Raw genomic sequence first — 17,600 nt, forward strand, 5'->3', positions numbered from 1 at the left:
GCAACCGGTTGAGTTGCCTTTTTTTATACCTGCAATTATCCGTATTAATTACCCCTTCTTTTATCGTCCAGCAAAATTAAATGATTTTTTTAACCGCACAGTGAACTTTTTATTCGATGGCGACTCTGATTACTTGAACGGATTATTGAATTTAGGTGCACAGCACGTAATTTTGTTTCATTGTTCATCATCATCTCCCTTTGGTGGCCGGATGGGCCCCAGGAGCATTAATCCAACGCTAGCGCAATTGGATTAATCACACTCCAACACTTTGTTTATGGCAACCTATTAGGTTGCCATTTTTTTTACCTACTATTGATAACGGCCCGTGTCATTTCATCTGTTCTGGCAATTCATGAGCAAAATAACGCCTTCTGAGCAACATCATAGGTATATCAATGTTGATCCATAACTCTTCAACATTCCGCCACCGTTCTCTACAGTTCAAATTGGCCTTGATATTAATTCGCAAAATTATTTTTTACTCAAGCTGGGAACTAACTTGCAACGGGGCACTCTGATAAGGGGTAACAGATTTTTCATCATGATTTGTTCATCATCATCTCCCTTTGGTGGCCAGATGGGCCCCAGGAGCATTAACCCAACGCTAGCGCATTTGGGTTAATCACACTCCAACACTTTGTTTATGGCAGCCTATTAGGTTGCCATTTTTTTTACCTATTTAGTAAAGGCCCAGGCAATTACCTATAATACGCTGGCAGTGAGTCAATTTATGACGCGCCCTCAACCATGCCATTGTTAGCGTCATACTGCTCGAATAGCTGACCATAGTTGACCAAAGTTCTCTAATATATCGCTATCACGTCCCCATATTCCACTACCGCGCCAAGGCACCAATTAACCTTGAGATTAGGCAGCAATATTATTTTTTACTCAAGCTGGGAACTAACTTGCAACGGGACACTCTGATAAGGAGTAACAGATTTTTCATCATGATTTGTTCATCATCATCTCCCTTTGGTGGCCGGATGGGCCCCAGGAGCATTAACCCCACGCTAGCGCATTTGGGTTAATCACACTCCACCACTTTCGTTTATGGCAACCTATTAGGTTGCCATTTTTTTTACCTATTGATTGGCAAGCTGTTACACGCCCAACTGCTTATCAAGTTGCGCGACTAATGACGGGTGATACCTTGCTCGCGCCTGTTGGTAAATCGCCATTAAAGGCTGTCGATACCCAGCCAGCAGGAGCTCGGCATATAATGGCCGCACAAACTTAGCTCGGCCAATATTTAATAAGAATGTCTCTACCAAGGGCAGCACGACATCATAATGATTGCGAATCGCCACCCGATACCAATCACAGGCGATTTCGGCGTTAGTCGAATGACTAAAACCAAAAGCACTATCTAGCTGTTGTAACTGTTGATGGCTTAATTGTTCAGGCAAGCTATTAATAAAATATTGCCAATGATGAACGCGCCAATCTGCGGTTTGCGCTGGAGTAATATCACCACTGGCTCGCCAGCTCATCAGAAGCGCATCAACTTTATCTAAACTATTTGAATAAGGCGGCGTAAACCATGACGGCATGCCCGTGCCGTAGATCCATTCCAGCAACTCAGCCTCACTCAGTACATCACCATGTTGTTGCAGTAATGTCTGCTGCGCATAATCGATAAACTGCTCTGTGGTGATCGCCTCAAAGGCAAAATGACTCACATAGGCGTTTAAGAATGCATCGAACGCCTCTCTCCCTAAGCGTTTTTCTAAGTCATGTACAAACATCGATGCTTTATCGTAAGTAAAACGGTTAAAAGCCTCATTCGGATCGCCTGCTTGCACATTAGCTGGCAAGGTTTGCGCCGTTGTCGGCATGGAGGCGAGTTCTTGCGCTAGGCGACCATACTCTAAGACTAATTCGAGCTGTGCCTGCTCTTTGCCATAAACCGCTTCAACAATACGGTGGGTAAAATAGGTGGTAAACCCTTCATTAAGCCAAAGGTCGCGCCAAGTTGCATTACTGACTAAGTTGCCGGTTCACGAATGCGCCAGCTCATGGGCAACCGTAGATACTAGGCTCTTATCACCGGCAATTAAGGTTGGTGTCATAAAGGCTAGACGCGGATTTTCCATACCACCGAAGGGAAAACTGGGAGGCAACACTATCATGTCGTAACGCCCCCATGGGTAAGGGCCCAGCAGCAACTCGGCGGTATTGATCATCTGCTCTGTATCTTCAAATTCACTCACCGCCGAACCAAGCACCTCAGGCTCGGCATAAACCCCACTACGCGGTCCTAAACTGCCAAATTGTAAATCGCCAACGGCAATCGCCAGCAGGTGAGTCGGAATAGGCTTTTCCATTTCAAATAAAAACTGGCCATTAAGTGGCGCGTTTGCATCGTTCATCGCGCTCATCACTGCACGCATACCGTGGGGCACATTCACTTTGGCATCAAAGGTGATTCTGGCTTGCGGGGTGTCTTGCAAGGGGATCCAACTGCGGGCATTAATGGGTTGAGACTGACTAAATAGAAACGGTAACTGCTTGCCGCTGGTTTGTTCGGGGGTTAGCCACTGCAACCCTTGTGCATTAGCGCTAGTGTGATAATCGATAGTGATGTTAGCTGAATTTGCATGCAGCTGAATATGCAGTCGCTGCCCCCGGGTAGCATCGTGCTTATCAAAATGAAAGTCGAGCCGATTGTTTTTGTCATCTCGCACCGAGTGGATCACCAGATCGCGGCTATCCAGATACAAGTGGCAGCACTGCTCATCAAGATAGTTCAGCGTTAGCTTAGCAGTGCCAGTTAATCGTTGCAGCTCAAAATCAACCGCAACCGCCAAGCTCAGATGCGATACTCGGATCTGTTCAACATTCGCAAATGAGTGATGATCTTGATTATTGTCCCATTGCTTAGCCACATTTTATCCTTATTATTATTGCCCTAACGTCAATAGCGCTTAGTGTAATCATCGACTAACCGCTTGTCATTGAGATTAAGCAAACTGCTATCTTACGCTTGCATGAGTCCTTAATATCGCTGAGCCCGCATAATAGGTCTCAGCTAAACTCAGTGCTAACAATCAATGCTAAAAAATAATAAAAAAATCGGAACTAAAATAGCAAAGCGGACTCTGATTATATGAGCACAATTGATTTTAACTGATGCAGAGTCCCTTATGGGTCATTGATTGGTTACAAAGGTTTTCATGGTTCATCATCTCCCTTTTCGATAGTCTCTAGCGCGACTATCAACCAAATCCCAACTGGCATTTGTAGCGACCTACTTTAGGTCGCTTTTTTTTGCACGCCAACATGGCAGCCCCCCGTTATCGTATTGTTAGCCACCGAGATAACATGGGTAAAGCGCCGCGCTAGCTCATAACTGATAGCACAGAAAACAAAAAAGGCCTCAAATTGAGGCCTTTGCTGATGGGGTCTCCCCCTAAACCGCGCCCGTTATAGGCGGATGCCAGCTTTTTCTAAATCTTTGGCAGTCACACTCAGTGGTAGTGGAACATAACCGTCTTTCTCTACTGTTTTCTGCCCTTGCTTAGACAAAATAAAGCGCAGGAATTCACGTTCTAATGGTGCTAAGTCTTTATTAGGGTGCTTGTTTACATACACATACAAGTAACGTGATAGAGGATAACTACCATCTGCTGCATTGGCTGCGGTTGCTTCGATGTAATCATCGCCTTTTTTGGCTATAGCCACGGCTTTCACACCTGCAGTCTTATAACCAATCCCTGAATAACCAATCGCATTTAATGACTGAGAGACAGATTGCACTACCGACGCTGAACCAGGTTGTTCGTTAACGTTGGCTTTAAAATCGCCTTTACATAGTGCTTTTTTCTTAAAGTAACCGTAGGTCCCGGAGACCGAGTTACGACCGTAAAGCTGCACATCTTTAGCAGCCCAATCGCCCCCAAGCCCAACGTCAGACCAACGCTGCACGTCATTACCGCCGCACTTATGGGTAGCCGAGAAGATACCATCGATCTGCTCGATACTCAGCCCCTTAATAGGATTATCTTTATGAACAAAAACAGCCAAAGCATCAATAGCAACACGGATCTCTGTTGGCTGATATCCATAGTGCTTTTCAAACGCTTCGATTTCATTGGGCTTCATTTTGCGGCTCATTGGGCCAAACTGTGAAGTCCCTTCAGTCAATGCTGGCGGCGCAGTAGAAGATCCGGCCGCTTGAATTTGAATATTAACGTTAGGGTACATCTCTTTGTACTCTTCGGCCCACAGGGTCATCATATTCGCTAAGGTATCTGAGCCAACAGATGAAAGGTTACCCGATACACCGCTGCTTTTTTCATAAGTGGGCAGTGACGGATCGATAGCAGCCATAGAGGCGACTGAGAATACGCTAGCGGCTGTCAAACTCACCGCACCAACAAGCTGTTTAAGTTTCATTCTTTGCTCCAGTGTTAAGCGACTTGCTTACTCGTTTTATTTAAGTTGCAGTCAGTATCTATCGCAACAATGACAAGTCTATGACGAAGATGTGACACTTAGATGACAGACCATCATAAAAGTGACTTATTTAGGGAAAGGTTACAATTACCTACAGCATCAATAACCAAAAAGCGCCTTGTCGGCGCTATCTCTGTTAATGATGAAAATAAACAGATGTTATTAACTGATTTATTCGGTAGATAAATGACTCCGAGCAACAGGGCTCAGCTGATAAGCTTAACCAATAGGTTTAATGGCCACGTTTGCCCGCATCAATAAGATGATTGGGAATAATAAAACTAAAACAGCTCCCTTTGCCTGGACGGCTTTCTATCATCAAATCACTCTGGTGATGATTAAGCGCATGTTTGGTAATGGCTAATCCTAGCCCTGTGCCGCCCCGCTGCCGAGAGCGAGCGCTATCGACGCGATAAAATCGCTCTGTAAGCCGTGTCAGGTGCTGCGGCGCAATACCCTCACCTGAGTCGGTCACACTAAACTGCGCGCCTAAAGGTACTCGCTTCCAACACACATGAACTGTGCCACCTGGGTCGGTATAACGAATGGCATTAGAGAGTAAATTAGAACAGGCACTTCTGATCTGGACTTCATTACCATAAATGTTCAAGGCCGGATCGCAATCAAAACTCAGTTGATACTGTCCCTGAGCCAAAGCCTGCGCCTCCTCTTTGAGCATATCAATCAGCAGAGCCATATTGACTTTGGCATCGAGATTCACCGCAGAGCCATCTTCAATACGTGATAACACCAGTAACTGCTCGACCATGGAATGCATGCGATTGGTCTGTTGCTGCATTTGCTGCAACGCTTTATGTTGACCAGGATTAAACTCGGCCACCTCCTGCATCATTTCCAAATAACCTTGTAGCACGGTTAAGGGCGTTTTCAATTCGTGCGACACATTAGCGACAAACTCTTTGCGCATCCCTTCGAGTTGACGAATACGGGTAATATCACGGGCGATCAGCAAGCGCTGACCAGCACCGTAGCCCATGATACGAATTTCTAACACGCGCGATTCATTTTGGCTATCGACAAACTCAAAGGGCTCATCAAATGTCGCTTGTTTAAGATAACGAGAAAAATCAGGATGACGCAAAAGGTTATCGATGCGCTGGCCTTTATCTTGTGGCCATACTAACCCCAACAATCGCTGGGCTAATTTATTACACCAGGCAATATTATTGTCTGAATCCAGCACAACAGCAGCATCTGGCAGGGCCTCAGCCCCTTGCCTAAAGCGTGCGAGCAGATCGGCTAATTGCGCCACTCGTTTACGATTTTTACCTTGCAGACGATAGATACCATTAAACACCCCTTCCCAACTTCCGCTGCCATTAGGGGGTGTCAGACGTTTATCACGCCAAAGCCAGAAATTTAGCCTAGATAACTGTTGATAATGCCAAACAAGCAAGCCGATACAGCCAAGCAGCATCACTGGCAATACCTGCCCAAACAACAAGCCAATGGCAAGGCAAGCTAACAAGAATAGCGCTAAGCGACTAAGCAATTGATAGCCAGAGTATGAATTAAACATAGCGAAACCCTAATGCGCAAGTGAGCACAAGATAATCGATACTGAGGCTAACGCCTATTAAATTTTCATGCACCCATTAACTCAACACAAGCCATTAGAGCCGGGTCGAAAAACGGTACCCGGCCCCTCTAACGGTTTGAATCAACCTGTCGTGATTTGAGGGTTCAACGGCTTTACGTAAGCGGCGAATATGCACATCAACGGTGCGGTCTTCAACATACACATTAGTGCCCCACACATTATCGAGCAGTTGTTCGCGGCTATATACTCGCTCTGGATGGGTCATAAAGAAATGCAATAATCTAAACTCGGTCGGCCCCATATCGACTACCTGTTCGCCGACGGTGACTCGGTGACTAACAGGGTCTAGCACCAGACCTTGCACATCGATAGGTTCATCTAAGGCAGTAGGCGCACTGCGACGCATAACCGCCTTGATACGTGCCACCAGCTCTTTAGGCGAAAAAGGCTTGGTGATATAGTCATCGGCGCCCACTTCCAGCCCTTTGACCTTATCTTCCTCTTCGCCCCTTGCCGTCAGCATAATCACTGGGATATGGCGCGTAAATTCATCCTGACGTAGCTTTTTCGCTAATTGAATACCGCTCCCACCGGGAAACATCCAATCCAGCAGCACTAAATCGGGATAAGGTTCTGTCAACATATCTAAGGCTGAGTCAAAATCCTCTGCTGTAGTTGTCGTAAATCCATGTTGTTCTAAAACAAAAGCTAACATCTCTCGGATGGCCAGCTCATCTTCAACTATCAAAATCCTAGCAGTCATATGCGATCTTCTATCAGTGAATACCCACGTTGCCATTATTAGGCCATTTTATTACAAAATTATGAATCAGCCCCCTATATTGTCATAAAGTCGCTTGTTTTTGTCATGAAACTTAAAAACAGAGAGGAGCCAAGGTAATTCTTCGCCGCTATATATCACCGCTTTAGGGTATTCACCTTAGATAAATGGCAAACAAAAAAGCCAGCCGTGAGTAACGGCTGGCTTTAGACCACACAATAAGATTAATGCTTAAGTGGCGGGTGTTTCTTTGACGTAAATATCCATTTGTGGATAAGGAATACCAATATTAGCTTCATCCAGCGCGACTTTAATTTGCTCAAGGATCTCAAAGCGTGCAGGCCAGTAATCACTGCCTTTAACCCAAGGACGCACCACAAAATTAACCGATGAATTAGCCAATTCAACCAGTGCCACTGTGTAGGCAGGATCCTTGAGTACATAGCTATTATTATCTAATACACTTTTTAATACCGCCTTAGTCTCTTTTAGATCGGCATCATAAGAGACCCCAATGACTAAATCGATACGACGAGTGTCCATTGCCGAGTAGTTGGTAATGGTGCCATTCATAACCGAGGAATTAGGCGCAACAATCACCTTGTTGTCAGGGGTGCGCAGTTTAGTCGAAAAAATGGTGATCTCATCGACAGTCCCTGCGATACCTGCAGCCTCAATATAGTCCCCCACACGACAAGGACGAAATATTACCATTAACACGCCAGAGGCAAAGTTTGATAGAGAGCCCTGTAATGCAAGACCCACAGCCAAACCGGCGGCACCGATAACGGCCACTAATGAAGCCGTCTGCACCCCTATCTGTCCTAACGTGGCAATCACGGTAAAGACAAACACCGCTGCCCACGCCAAATTAGACACAAACGAGACAACCGTCGGATCTATCTTGCGTTTAGTTAATAATTTACTGGTGATTTTTTTAGCAATATTGGCAAAGTATTTACCAACAACGAAAATAACCAGAGCTAACACAACCTGCAAACCGTAGGTCATGATAAGCTCTGGCGCTTGTGCAATATAACTATCCAAGTTTTCCATTTTACGCTCCCTCAATAATATAAACCCGGTAACTACCGCGTCTCGACAATAAATTCGGCTCGTCGATTTTGTGCTCGCCCGGCAACAGAGGCATTACTGGCAATGGGCTGAGTGCTGCCTTTGCCTGCGATACAAAACCGACTGGGATTAAACCCATAATCTTCAACAAGTACTTTTTTGACACTCAAGGCCCTATCATAGGACAAAACTTGGTTAAACTCTGCAGTGCCAACATTATCGGTATGACCAACAATACACAACCGAACGGGATACTCAGTTAACCATGTCGCTATGCTGGCAATACTCCGCCATTGTGAATAATCCACCTCGGCACGCGCAAAACGAAAATGCACGCTAACCGATTCATTAAGTTTACATTGTGCCGGATATGTCTCACCACTCATTGTCGGTAAACACAAAGACACACGTTTTGACTTTTCACAGCCTCGGGCGTCGACTCTGGTATCTGCCGCGGTATGCGGACAAGCATCTTTGAGATCAGGGACGCCATCGTTATCAGTATCTTGCCACGAAAACGCATTAGCACAATGTAATAATCCGACAGCTAACAAGCCTATACGGAGCAGTATGTTCATTATTACTTACCTAAAGATGCGCTAGGCTAATTACATTTATTACCAACAAAGGCATGAAAAGCAATTAAAAACTGACCACAACATCTATCTATTTTATCTGCTTCAGCCTTAGCCGCCAACTAAAGAGTCCAACGGATAAGGCAAATGTTTCACAATTATAGCCATCAACAGAGTAAAACACTCCACATTAAACGGCGTGTGGCGCAGCGACAGCTATAAACTTATCAATACCATCTAGATCGACTCCAATCATAAAGCCAATTAAAGATAATGGCATAAAAGAAAAAAACCACTAAAAAAACCGCTTCAAGCATAAAAGCCGCCAAAAATGACAGTTGTAAAAACCAAGCGATCATTGGCACACTCACCAAAATTAATCCCGACTCAAATCCGACACTATGAAGCACTCGCAAGCCCATCGAACGCGAGATACGTTGGTGACCAAATCGATTATCGAACCCTATGTTATAAACATAGTTCCAGATCATAGTGTACAAACTCAAGCCTAAGCTAATAATTGCCACATCAGCCACTCCTTTTCCGGTAAATCCAATAACTAATGGCACCACCAACAACAAGGCAAACAGTTCAAATATAATAGCGTGTATTACTCGCTCTTTTGTCGACATCAAAGTGACTCCACAGATTTAACTTGGCGCTATTATTATCGTGAAGTAGCATGACAAAAAGTTAGTTACCATCAGGAAAAGTGATATGCCGACCATAGAGCAGCTCAGCATCTTTGTTGCTACCGTCGAAACCGGTTCGTTTTCTGCAGCAGCTCGGCGCTTAGGAAAGGTGCAATCTGCCGTCAGTCAACAGATCACCAATATGGAGATAGACCTTAATCAAAATTTATTTGATCGCAGTGGTCGCTACCCACAATTAACCCCTGCAGGAACCGCATTACTAGAACAAGCAAAGGCGGTATTGGCTCAACACCAGAGATTACTCGAACAGATGGCCAAGATAGAGGCCGGAATACCACAGCGATTTAGTTTAGCCATAGACGAAGGCGTACCTTATTCTGGATTGACCCTGCAACTCACAAAACTAGCAGAGCGCTACCCACAGCTTCAGTTAGAACTGTTAACCGCCACCAGCCAAGATATCATCCATTTAGTCAAATCTCGTCGAGTTGACATGGGCGTGATTTTTAGCGAAACCCAATATCCTCAACAAATAGATTTTGAAACCTTAGGCGCCGTTAAGTTTGAACCTTTAGTCAGCTGCACTCATCCACTTGCACAACAAAAAACACCTCATATTGACCGCTTAAAGTTATTTCGACAGTTGGTTATCGGGGCGAAAGATAGCCCGCATACGGCTTATCAATTACAGTACTCACCAGATGTGTGGTATGCAGACAATTATTATGTATTGTTGGAGTTGACTAAATCAGGTTTGGGCTGGGCACTGTTACCCGAGCATTTAGCCCAAGAGGCCATTAGCGAGCAGCAGTTATGCAGTATACCTATGTCATTTGAGCAGTTTGGATGGGTAGCTAACGTCGATGTAATACAACACCATGGTATAGATGAGAAACTCAGTCATTTAGTAAGGCAACTGCTTAAAAACATGATGAGCAGCACGGCCACATAACAAAATATCAGGCCGTGATTACGACCGACAATCCCGTATCTGTACTCGCTCGTCTAAGAATGAGCTTTGACAAATGTAGGTCAATTAATGGCTTGCTACCGATGCTTGCTGATACCAGGCACACCAGGCTGGTTTAGCTGCAGAGGCTAATTGAGACTGCATTCCTTCGAGCAAGCGGATCAGTAAGGCTCTATCATCGGCTTTGGCTGAATAAAATAATGGATCATAAAAGCAGCGGCGTTGCAGTGGCTCTAATTGAGTATCGAAACCTTTATCAACCCCAGAAACACAAAGCTCTCGGGCTTTAAGCTGTAATGTCATGGCACTGTCATCTTCTAAAAGGTGCGCCACAGGTCCCATGAGTAAAATCAGTGCCAACCTGCCTGGTGGATTATGTTGCCAGCTATTAAGTTGACCACTTTTGGCGTTAAGGAGTAAACATTGCCAATGTCGAGTAGTCTCTTGGCTCAAATCACTCGCCTCTACGCCTACACCTTTATCGTAATGATGAAACCATTGCTGTAAAAACTGTTCCACGCTGCCTCCATAACCCATAACCAGTAGATAGTCTGGTGAGAATAGCACCAGAGAGCAGCAATAATATCTAGCACTTTGGTCTAAATACCTCTGCTTGTGGAGTATGCAACTTTTACGCATCTAACCTAATAGATAGAAACAACACAAGCGGCCTGAGCCGCTTGTGTTGTTTTAATGTTAACCATCAAAAGTAAAATTGAGTTTATCGCCTGATAACACTGTTATTGATGCATTACGCTAAGAGTTCAACCCTCAGTACTATTTTACTTCAGCTTTGGGTGGGTAGTGGGTCATCACCTCGGCAATCGCCCGATTAACCACTTCAATACGCTCTTCGGGGGTGTTCTTATTGCGCACGGTATCGGCAACAGAACCACGCCAAATTAACTGCCCAGAACTACGATCAACCAAGTCGACCACTAAAGTACCCACTTCATATTCGCGCACCGTAGTTTGGGTATGCATATTGCCACCCCATGCCCAGCCCGGCCCATAATAGGGGTTGTAGCCAAAGTTGGTATTGAAAGTATCAACATCAATTTTTTTATCGACCTTAGTAAAGTAGTTCACTAATACATCGGCCTGTTCGGCGCGGGTTTTGGTGATGCCTTTAAGTTGCAACTGACTCTCGATAGCACTTCTAACACGTTGATCCATCAAACCATCAAGATGATAAGTCGTATCATCATTTCTTTTATCTACCCAAGCATAACTTTTAATCTGATTAAAATTTACTTTTGGATCATAATCTGAGCTCGACTTCATCGTGCTACAAGCAGTTAACGCTAGCGCAGCTGCTAAAACGATTATTTTTTTCATACTAACTCCAGCAAAAAACAAGGCCTACTATCAACCTAACTCATTAAATTTTAGCTTACAGAGCAAATTTCTGATCTACAACTCTATTTTGGCACACTGTAAAACATAAATACCTTGACTTGAAGCAACCACCAAATGATAATGATTATCAATTAGATTTAAAAAGGGGGTTAAATATGACTTGGTTTATCAGTGCATTTGTTATCGCCAGTGCTATTTTTGTCTTTGCGCCAAAGTCATTAGCCACGCCAACCGCCGACTCTCTCACCCAAATTAAAGGGCAGTGGCGATGCTTGCTACTGCCACTGCTATTGTTGATGTCGCTTGCTTTTATTTTAGCCACCTTAGACAACGCCCCTTACCTTACGGTTGCAATGGCCTTTACCCTTACAGGCTTCGCAGTGGCAGTACCTAAACTACACCCTTATATTATTACTGGCGCGGCATTTACCGCATTAAGCCTGCTATTATTAGTATTACAGCGATAACCCATTTGCTCACACCTTGCGCTAATTCGTTAGTTGCTTTGGGATAATACAGACTTTATATCTCCCTGCAGATTGATATAAAGCCTTATCCATGACCACATTTTTGTGGTCTTTTTTTTGTCTAATGTTGCGAAGACCTCCCACTGGATAGCGCAATTTGGTAAACTCGATATATCGCCCATAACCGTCCGATTAAAGATGAGAATCGATCCTAATGTAGCTTTAGTCTATAGCACAGATATAGGCAAAATCACTGAAAAGAAACAGCCAGAATCCGCCCCACAAGGTGACGGCATAGTCCGAATTCACAAAGACAGCAAAGGCCGTAAAGGCAAAGGGGTCTCTGTTATAAAAGGCCTAGGGTTAGATGAAAAAGAGTTAAAAGCATTAGCACAGAAGCTCAAAAAACAGTGCGGTTGCGGCGGCACGGTCAAAGAGTTCAATATTGAAGTACAAACCGACAATCGCGAACAACTCAAAACCCTACTTGAAAAACTCAATTATCAAGTTAAATTAGCCGGTGGCTAATGACTCTGGAGTGCTAGATGGAAAGTTTGCAGCATCATCTACTTATTGCAATGCCTTCGCTTCACGATACCTTTTTCGAGCGTTCAGTCATCTACTTATGTGAACACAACCAACAAGGCGCCATGGGGCTGATGATTAACCGCCCAGTCGGTATCGATGTTAATGAGCTACTGCAGCAGATGAACCTCAACGAGGTCAATAAAGTTGACAGCATTAACAGTGAAGTACTGCTTGGCGGCCCTGTAGAACAAGAAAAGGGCTTTGTGCTTCACACCCCCCAAGATAAGTGGAGTAATAGTCAGCTTATAAATGATGAAATAATGCTCACTACATCGCGCGATGTACTGGCTTCACTGGGCAGTAACAATGCACCCGACAACTTTATTGTCGCACTAGGTTACGCCGGATGGGGCCGGCAGCAATTAGAGCAAGAGTTAGGGGAAAATTCATGGTTAACCATCCCCGCCTCTCTCGATATTTTATTTAAAACGCCACACGAGCAACGCTGGCAAAAGGCCACCCAAACCCTAGGCTTTGATATTGGCCAGCTTTGCAACCAAATAGGCCATGCCTAACCCCAACAGGACATAAGAGATGAATGCAGCAACAGTGCTTGGTTTCGACTTCGGCACTAAGAGTATTGGCGTGGCAATAGGCCAACAAATTACCGCAAGTGCTACCCCGCTAACGTCAATTAAAGCTAATGATGGCATCCCGCAATGGGAAGAAATTGGCGCGTTAATCGATGAGTGGAAACCCGATATTGTCGTCGTCGGTTTACCACTCAACATGGATGGCAGCGAACAAGAGATGACCCAAAGGGCGCGTAAGTTTGCCAACCGAATCAGCGGCCGATTTGGCGTCAAAACCGCCACCCAAGATGAGCGCTTAACCACGGCCGATGCTAAAGCGCGACTGTTTGAAATGGGTGGCTTTAAAGCACTATCGAAAGGACAAGTGGACTCGATGTCCGCTGTGCTGATTATCGAAAGCTATTTCGAGAACCTTTATTAACCTCACCCGAGCCAGTTGCGACTGGCTTGCACATTCCCCCCCCACCGAGCAGGCGATTAATAACAGTGAAGGTTTGCCCTTCAAACGCTTTCAATAAATGAAAATGCAGCCAACCGCTACTCAAGCAGATGTGATTGCTCTTCATTCCAAGGCCAACAAACTTTGCGCCAAAATAAAATAGGCCTTCATTGGAAGGCCTATAGATATTTACAAGTGATAAATATTGAGTGTGTTAAACCAAGTAAGGCTTAACTAAATTTTCCATCATCGCAATATGCGCATCATCATCGTTTAGCGCAGCAATATAACGATACTGCTTGCCACCAGCTTCGATAAACACCTGACGATTTTCATGTTCAATCTCTTCTAACGTCTCTAAACAGTCAGCACTAAATGCTGGGCAGATAATGGCGACATCATCTACTCCTTCATTGCCCAAGCGTTGCAGCGTCTCATCGGTATAAGGCGTCAGCCATTTTGCCTTACCGAATCGAGATTGGAAGGTGGTAATGTAATCACTCTCTGTAAGACCTAGCTTTTCCACCACTAAACGGGTGGTTTTATGACAAAAACAAGAGTAAGGATCGCCTAAATGTAAATTACGCTCAGGCATGCCGTGATAAGAGATCACTAGCTTCTTCGGCTTACCATGTTTGTCAAAATCACGCTGAATAGAGTCGGCCAATGCGGCAATATAATCAGGGTTGTCATGATAGGTATTAATAAAATGCACGCTGGGTAGATAGCGCCAATTACGCAGTTCTAAGGTCAAGGCATCAAACGCCGATGCCGTGGTTGGCGCCGCATATTGAGGATAAAGCGGCAACACGACTAGCTTGTCTGTGCCTTGTTGATGTAAACGGTTTAGGGTGTCTTTGACACTTGGCTCACCGTAACGCATACAGAAATCGACATTAATGTCATCACCGCGCTCACGAAACCGCTCTGCTAACTTGGCCGTCTGTTTTTGGGTGATCTCCATCAATGGCGAGCCTGACTCTCCCCAAATTTGCTTGTATAACGCGGCCGATTTAGCCGGTCTCACTCGTAAGATAATGCCATGTAAAATGATCATCCAAAGTAGCTTAGGGATCTCGACCACACGCGGATCGGCCAAGAACTCGGCCAAATAACGACGCACCGCTGATGTTGTCGGTGCGCTAGGGGTGCCTAAATTCATCAGCAATACCGTTACTTTCGATCGCTTTTGATGCCCTTGCTCTTTGGTTAAACCAATATATTTAGCCAATTTAACTCCCTGATTTTCAATTTTTATAATTGCTTTTCAATTGCTTCGATTAAAACACTGTCGTTAGGTTTTACACTAGAAGCAAATCGTTGAACTTGTTTACCGTCGGCGCTGATTAAGTATTTATTAAAGTTCCAGCTGGGAGCTTTAGTCACCGCGGCTAAGTGGTCAAATGGACGCTGGGCCGCATCGCCTTTTACCGCGCCTGTGGCTAGCATGGTAAAGGTGACGCCGTAATTGATGTAACACACATCGGCGGTTTTTACCTCCTGTGCTTCTTCTTGATTAAAGTCATTAGAAGGAAAGCCTAATACCACTAAGCCGCTATCTTTATAGCGCTGGTGCAGTTGCTCTAAGCCTTTAAATTGCGAGGTATAGCCACAACGGCTGGCAGTATTGACCACTAATACCGGCTTGCCTTGGGTCAACTTACACAAGTCGAGTTCTTGCTCAGAATGCAACTTAAGCGCCTCAACTTGGAAAAACTCGGCACATTCCGCCGCACTTGCTTGGCTTGATAAGCTTGCCATGCCTAAAACAACTAAGGGTAATAATATCGATTTCATCGTGATATCTCCAGCACTGTAAAGGCGAATATACGTGTTAATCAGTGTATTAGATCACAGCATCGAAAGATTCTTCAGCGGATAATTGGCTTCAGTTAGCGGCATAAAATTAACGTCTACTCACATAATGACAAAGCCGATAACCATAGAGGTTTTTCGGCTTTGTCACATAAGGCGTTAATCTAAGTCTAGAGTTACACCTTCCATAAAACCTGAGCTCGTTGGTTCACTACTTTGTAGCTTAATCATTAAGCGCAAGTCGTTAGGAGAGTCGGCATGATGCAGCGCATCGGCATAGCTTATTTCGCCCTCAACATAGAGCTTTAATAACGCCTGATCGAATGTTTGCATGCCTTGCTCATTAGACTTGGCCATGGTCTCTTTTAACACATGCAGTTCGTTTTTGGCGATCAAACTGGCGACTCGCGGAGTATTGATGAGTACTTCAATGGCGGCTCGGCGACCCGTACCATCACTTTTTGGCACCAGTTGCTGCGCCACAATACCCCGTAAGTTAAGCGATAAATCAAACAGTAACTGCTGATGCTTACTCTCAGGAACTAGGTGCATAATACGATCTAACGCTTGGTTGGCATTATTAGCATGTAAGGTCGCCATACATAAGTGACCCGTTTCGGCAAAAGAGAGGGCAAATTCCATGGTCTCCTGGCTGCGGATCTCACCAATCAAAATGACATCGGGCGCCTGACGTAACGAACTTTTAAGCGCGGCATCAAACGATTCGGTATCGATACCTACTTCGCGCTGGGTAATAATGCTCTTGCGGTGATCATGTACAAATTCAACCGGGTCTTCGATAGTTAAAATATGCCCGCGGGCATTAGCATTACGATAACCCACTAATGCGGCTAAAGAGGTTGATTTACCCGTGCCGGTGCCCCCAACCATGATGATAAGACCACGCTTACTCATGACTAAATCTTTTAGGATGGGCGGTAATTTTAAATCTTCAACCTCAGGGATCTTGGTTTCGATACGGCGCATCACGCAACCGGGAGATTCGCGTTGCCAAAAGGCACTGACACGAAAACGCCCCAGATCTTTGGCCGCAAAGGCAAAGTTACATTCACGACTTTCATGAAACTCTTTACGCTGCGCTTCAGTCATTAACGCTTCGACAAACTCAAGCGATTGCTGCGGCGTAAACGGATTTTCGGCCAGTTGCCTGACCTCACCATCGATTTTGGCGCTAGGGGGAAAGCCTGCGGTAATGAACAGATCCGACGCTTTGCGATCGACCATGACTTTTAAAAAAGGACGAACTTCCATAATACTACCTTAACTTAGAAACTAGCGTTCTTATTGGAACTCTTTGACATGGCGTCTTCGCGAGTGATCAGGCCTCGATTGACCAAGTTTTGTAAACACTGATCTAAGGTTTGCATGCCATGGGCCATACCCGTTTGAATGGCTGAATACATCTGGGCGACCTTATCTTCACGGATTAAGTTACGAATGGCCGGTGTTCCCATCATGATCTCATGGGCTGCAACACGACCACCGCCCACCTTCTTAATCAGGGTTTGTGAAATCACCGCCTGCAGCGATTCTGATAACATGGTTCTGACCATGCCTTTTTCACCTTCGGGAAATACATCGACCACACGGTCAATGGTTTTCGCCGCAGAGGTGGTATGCAAGGTGCCAAAGACTAAGTGGCCGGTTTCTGCCGCCGTCATCGCCAAACGTATGGTTTCGAGATCGCGCATTTCCCCCACCAAAATCACATCAGGGTCTTCACGCAGTGCACTTCTGAGCGCGGCATTAAAGCTGTGAGTGTGGCGATGCACTTCACGTTGGTTAATCAAACATTGCTTATTTTGGTGGACGAATTCGATAGGGTCTTCAATGGTCAAAATATGATCATGGCGGTTTTCATTAACGTAATCGATCATTGCCGCCAAGGTGGTACTCTTACCCGAGCCTGTCGGCCCCGTCACCAATACTAAGCCACGAGGGTAACTGGCTATCTTTTTAAAAATCTCAGGGGCGCCGAGTTTTTCTAGGCTTAAAATTTCACTGGGAATAGTACGAAATACCGCTGCTGCGCCACGAGACTGGTTAAAGGCGTTAACACGGAAACGGGCTAAATTAGGTACTTCAAAGGAGAAATCGATTTCAAGATGTTCTTCGTAATCTTTACGCTGCTTATCATTCATGATGTCATAAACAAGGCTGTGCACGCCTTGGTGGTCTAAAGCAGGCAGATTAATCTTTCTGACCTCACCATCTACACGTATCATTGGCGATACACCTGCAGAAAGGTGTAGATCCGATGCATTGTGCTTTACACTAAAGGCAAGTAACTCTGTGATTTCCAT

The 17,600-nt window shown here is 45.0% G+C and carries 17 protein-coding genes and 1 pseudogene; 5 read left to right on the plus strand and 13 right to left on the minus strand.

The window, feature by feature from the left end; genetic code table 11:
* Positions 1–1,106 precede the first annotated feature (1,106 nt).
* The 7 genes and pseudogenes from AC0VXX_RS12130 to AC0VXX_RS12160 all read right to left on the minus strand — a co-directional run bounded on the left by AC0VXX_RS12130 (position 1,107) and on the right by AC0VXX_RS12160 (position 9,084).
* A pseudogene (locus AC0VXX_RS12130) lies at positions 1,107–2,891 on the minus strand (M1 family metallopeptidase).
* Positions 2,892–3,429: 538 nt separating this feature from the next.
* Positions 3,430–4,401 carry a PstS family phosphate ABC transporter substrate-binding protein gene (locus AC0VXX_RS12135; RefSeq protein WP_475514454.1) on the minus strand — a complete coding sequence of 324 codons (972 nt, stop codon included), beginning with the start codon at positions 4,399–4,401 and terminating at the stop codon, positions 3,430–3,432.
* Between the two features lie 292 nt (positions 4,402–4,693).
* Entirely contained in the window at positions 4,694–6,001 is a 1,308-nt protein-coding gene (gene phoR / locus AC0VXX_RS12140) for a phosphate regulon sensor histidine kinase PhoR (RefSeq protein WP_475514455.1), read from the minus strand.
* 94 nt (positions 6,002–6,095) lie between these two features.
* Positions 6,096–6,785 (minus strand): phosphate regulon transcriptional regulator PhoB, encoded by a 690-nt coding sequence (gene phoB, locus AC0VXX_RS12145; protein ID WP_475514456.1) that lies wholly within the window; start codon positions 6,783–6,785, stop codon positions 6,096–6,098.
* 249 nt (positions 6,786–7,034) lie between these two features.
* On the minus strand, positions 7,035–7,859 hold the full coding sequence (locus AC0VXX_RS12150) for a mechanosensitive ion channel family protein (protein ID WP_475514457.1): 825 nt from the start codon (positions 7,857–7,859) through the stop codon (positions 7,035–7,037).
* A 32-nt stretch (positions 7,860–7,891) separates the two neighbouring features.
* Complete coding sequence (locus AC0VXX_RS12155; protein WP_475514458.1) at positions 7,892–8,455, minus strand: OmpA family protein; 564 nt, start codon at positions 8,453–8,455, stop codon at positions 7,892–7,894.
* 224 nt (positions 8,456–8,679) lie between these two features.
* The gene (locus AC0VXX_RS12160; RefSeq protein WP_475514459.1) at positions 8,680–9,084 is read right to left on the minus strand and encodes a PACE efflux transporter; all 405 of its coding nucleotides are present in this window, start codon (positions 9,082–9,084) and stop codon (positions 8,680–8,682) included.
* Between the two features lie 85 nt (positions 9,085–9,169).
* Here AC0VXX_RS12160 and AC0VXX_RS12165 point away from each other — a divergent pair, with 85 nt between their 5' ends.
* A complete protein-coding gene (locus AC0VXX_RS12165; protein ID WP_475514460.1) occupies positions 9,170–10,057 on the plus strand; it encodes a LysR family transcriptional regulator in 888 nt (295 codons plus the stop codon).
* 84 nt (positions 10,058–10,141) lie between these two features.
* Here AC0VXX_RS12165 and AC0VXX_RS12170 read toward each other — a convergent pair whose 3' ends face one another.
* Positions 10,142–10,594, minus strand: a complete 453-nt coding sequence (locus tag AC0VXX_RS12170; protein WP_475514461.1) for a DUF924 family protein — start codon at positions 10,592–10,594, stop codon at positions 10,142–10,144.
* Between the two features lie 258 nt (positions 10,595–10,852).
* A complete protein-coding gene (locus AC0VXX_RS12175; RefSeq protein ID WP_475514462.1) occupies positions 10,853–11,413 on the minus strand; it encodes a DUF4136 domain-containing protein in 561 nt (186 codons plus the stop codon).
* Positions 11,414–11,589: 176 nt separating this feature from the next.
* Here AC0VXX_RS12175 and AC0VXX_RS12180 point away from each other — a divergent pair, with 176 nt between their 5' ends.
* The 4 genes from AC0VXX_RS12180 (at position 11,590) to ruvX (ending at position 13,443) form a co-directional block, all read left to right on the plus strand.
* Positions 11,590–11,901, plus strand: a complete 312-nt coding sequence (locus AC0VXX_RS12180; protein WP_475514463.1) for a hypothetical protein — start codon at positions 11,590–11,592, stop codon at positions 11,899–11,901.
* A 198-nt stretch (positions 11,902–12,099) separates the two neighbouring features.
* The gene (gene yciH / locus AC0VXX_RS12185) at positions 12,100–12,429 is read left to right on the plus strand and encodes a stress response translation initiation inhibitor YciH (RefSeq protein ID WP_475517015.1); all 330 of its coding nucleotides are present in this window, start codon (positions 12,100–12,102) and stop codon (positions 12,427–12,429) included.
* Between the two features lie 17 nt (positions 12,430–12,446).
* Positions 12,447–13,004: a YqgE/AlgH family protein gene (locus AC0VXX_RS12190; RefSeq protein WP_475514464.1), complete on the plus strand. Its 558-nt coding sequence runs from the start codon at positions 12,447–12,449 to the stop codon at positions 13,002–13,004.
* Between the two features lie 19 nt (positions 13,005–13,023).
* The gene (gene ruvX / locus AC0VXX_RS12195; RefSeq protein WP_475514465.1) at positions 13,024–13,443 is read left to right on the plus strand and encodes a Holliday junction resolvase RuvX; all 420 of its coding nucleotides are present in this window, start codon (positions 13,024–13,026) and stop codon (positions 13,441–13,443) included.
* Between the two features lie 232 nt (positions 13,444–13,675).
* On the opposite strand, the gene hemH is transcribed toward ruvX, so the two are convergent.
* The 4 genes from hemH to AC0VXX_RS12215 form a co-directional block, all read right to left on the minus strand.
* Positions 13,676–14,692: a ferrochelatase gene (gene hemH, locus AC0VXX_RS12200; RefSeq protein WP_475514466.1), complete on the minus strand. Its 1,017-nt coding sequence runs from the start codon at positions 14,690–14,692 to the stop codon at positions 13,676–13,678.
* 23 nt (positions 14,693–14,715) lie between these two features.
* The gene (locus tag AC0VXX_RS12205) at positions 14,716–15,258 is read right to left on the minus strand and encodes a glutathione peroxidase (RefSeq protein WP_475514467.1); all 543 of its coding nucleotides are present in this window, start codon (positions 15,256–15,258) and stop codon (positions 14,716–14,718) included.
* Positions 15,259–15,435: 177 nt separating this feature from the next.
* Positions 15,436–16,548 (minus strand): PilT/PilU family type 4a pilus ATPase, encoded by a 1,113-nt coding sequence (locus tag AC0VXX_RS12210; protein ID WP_475514468.1) that lies wholly within the window; start codon positions 16,546–16,548, stop codon positions 15,436–15,438.
* A gap of 14 nt (positions 16,549–16,562) precedes the next feature.
* Complete coding sequence (locus AC0VXX_RS12215) at positions 16,563–17,600, minus strand: type IV pilus twitching motility protein PilT (RefSeq protein WP_110458530.1); 1,038 nt, start codon at positions 17,598–17,600, stop codon at positions 16,563–16,565.

The sequence above is a fragment of the Shewanella sp. QJM3NY_23 genome, assembly GCF_056173105.1.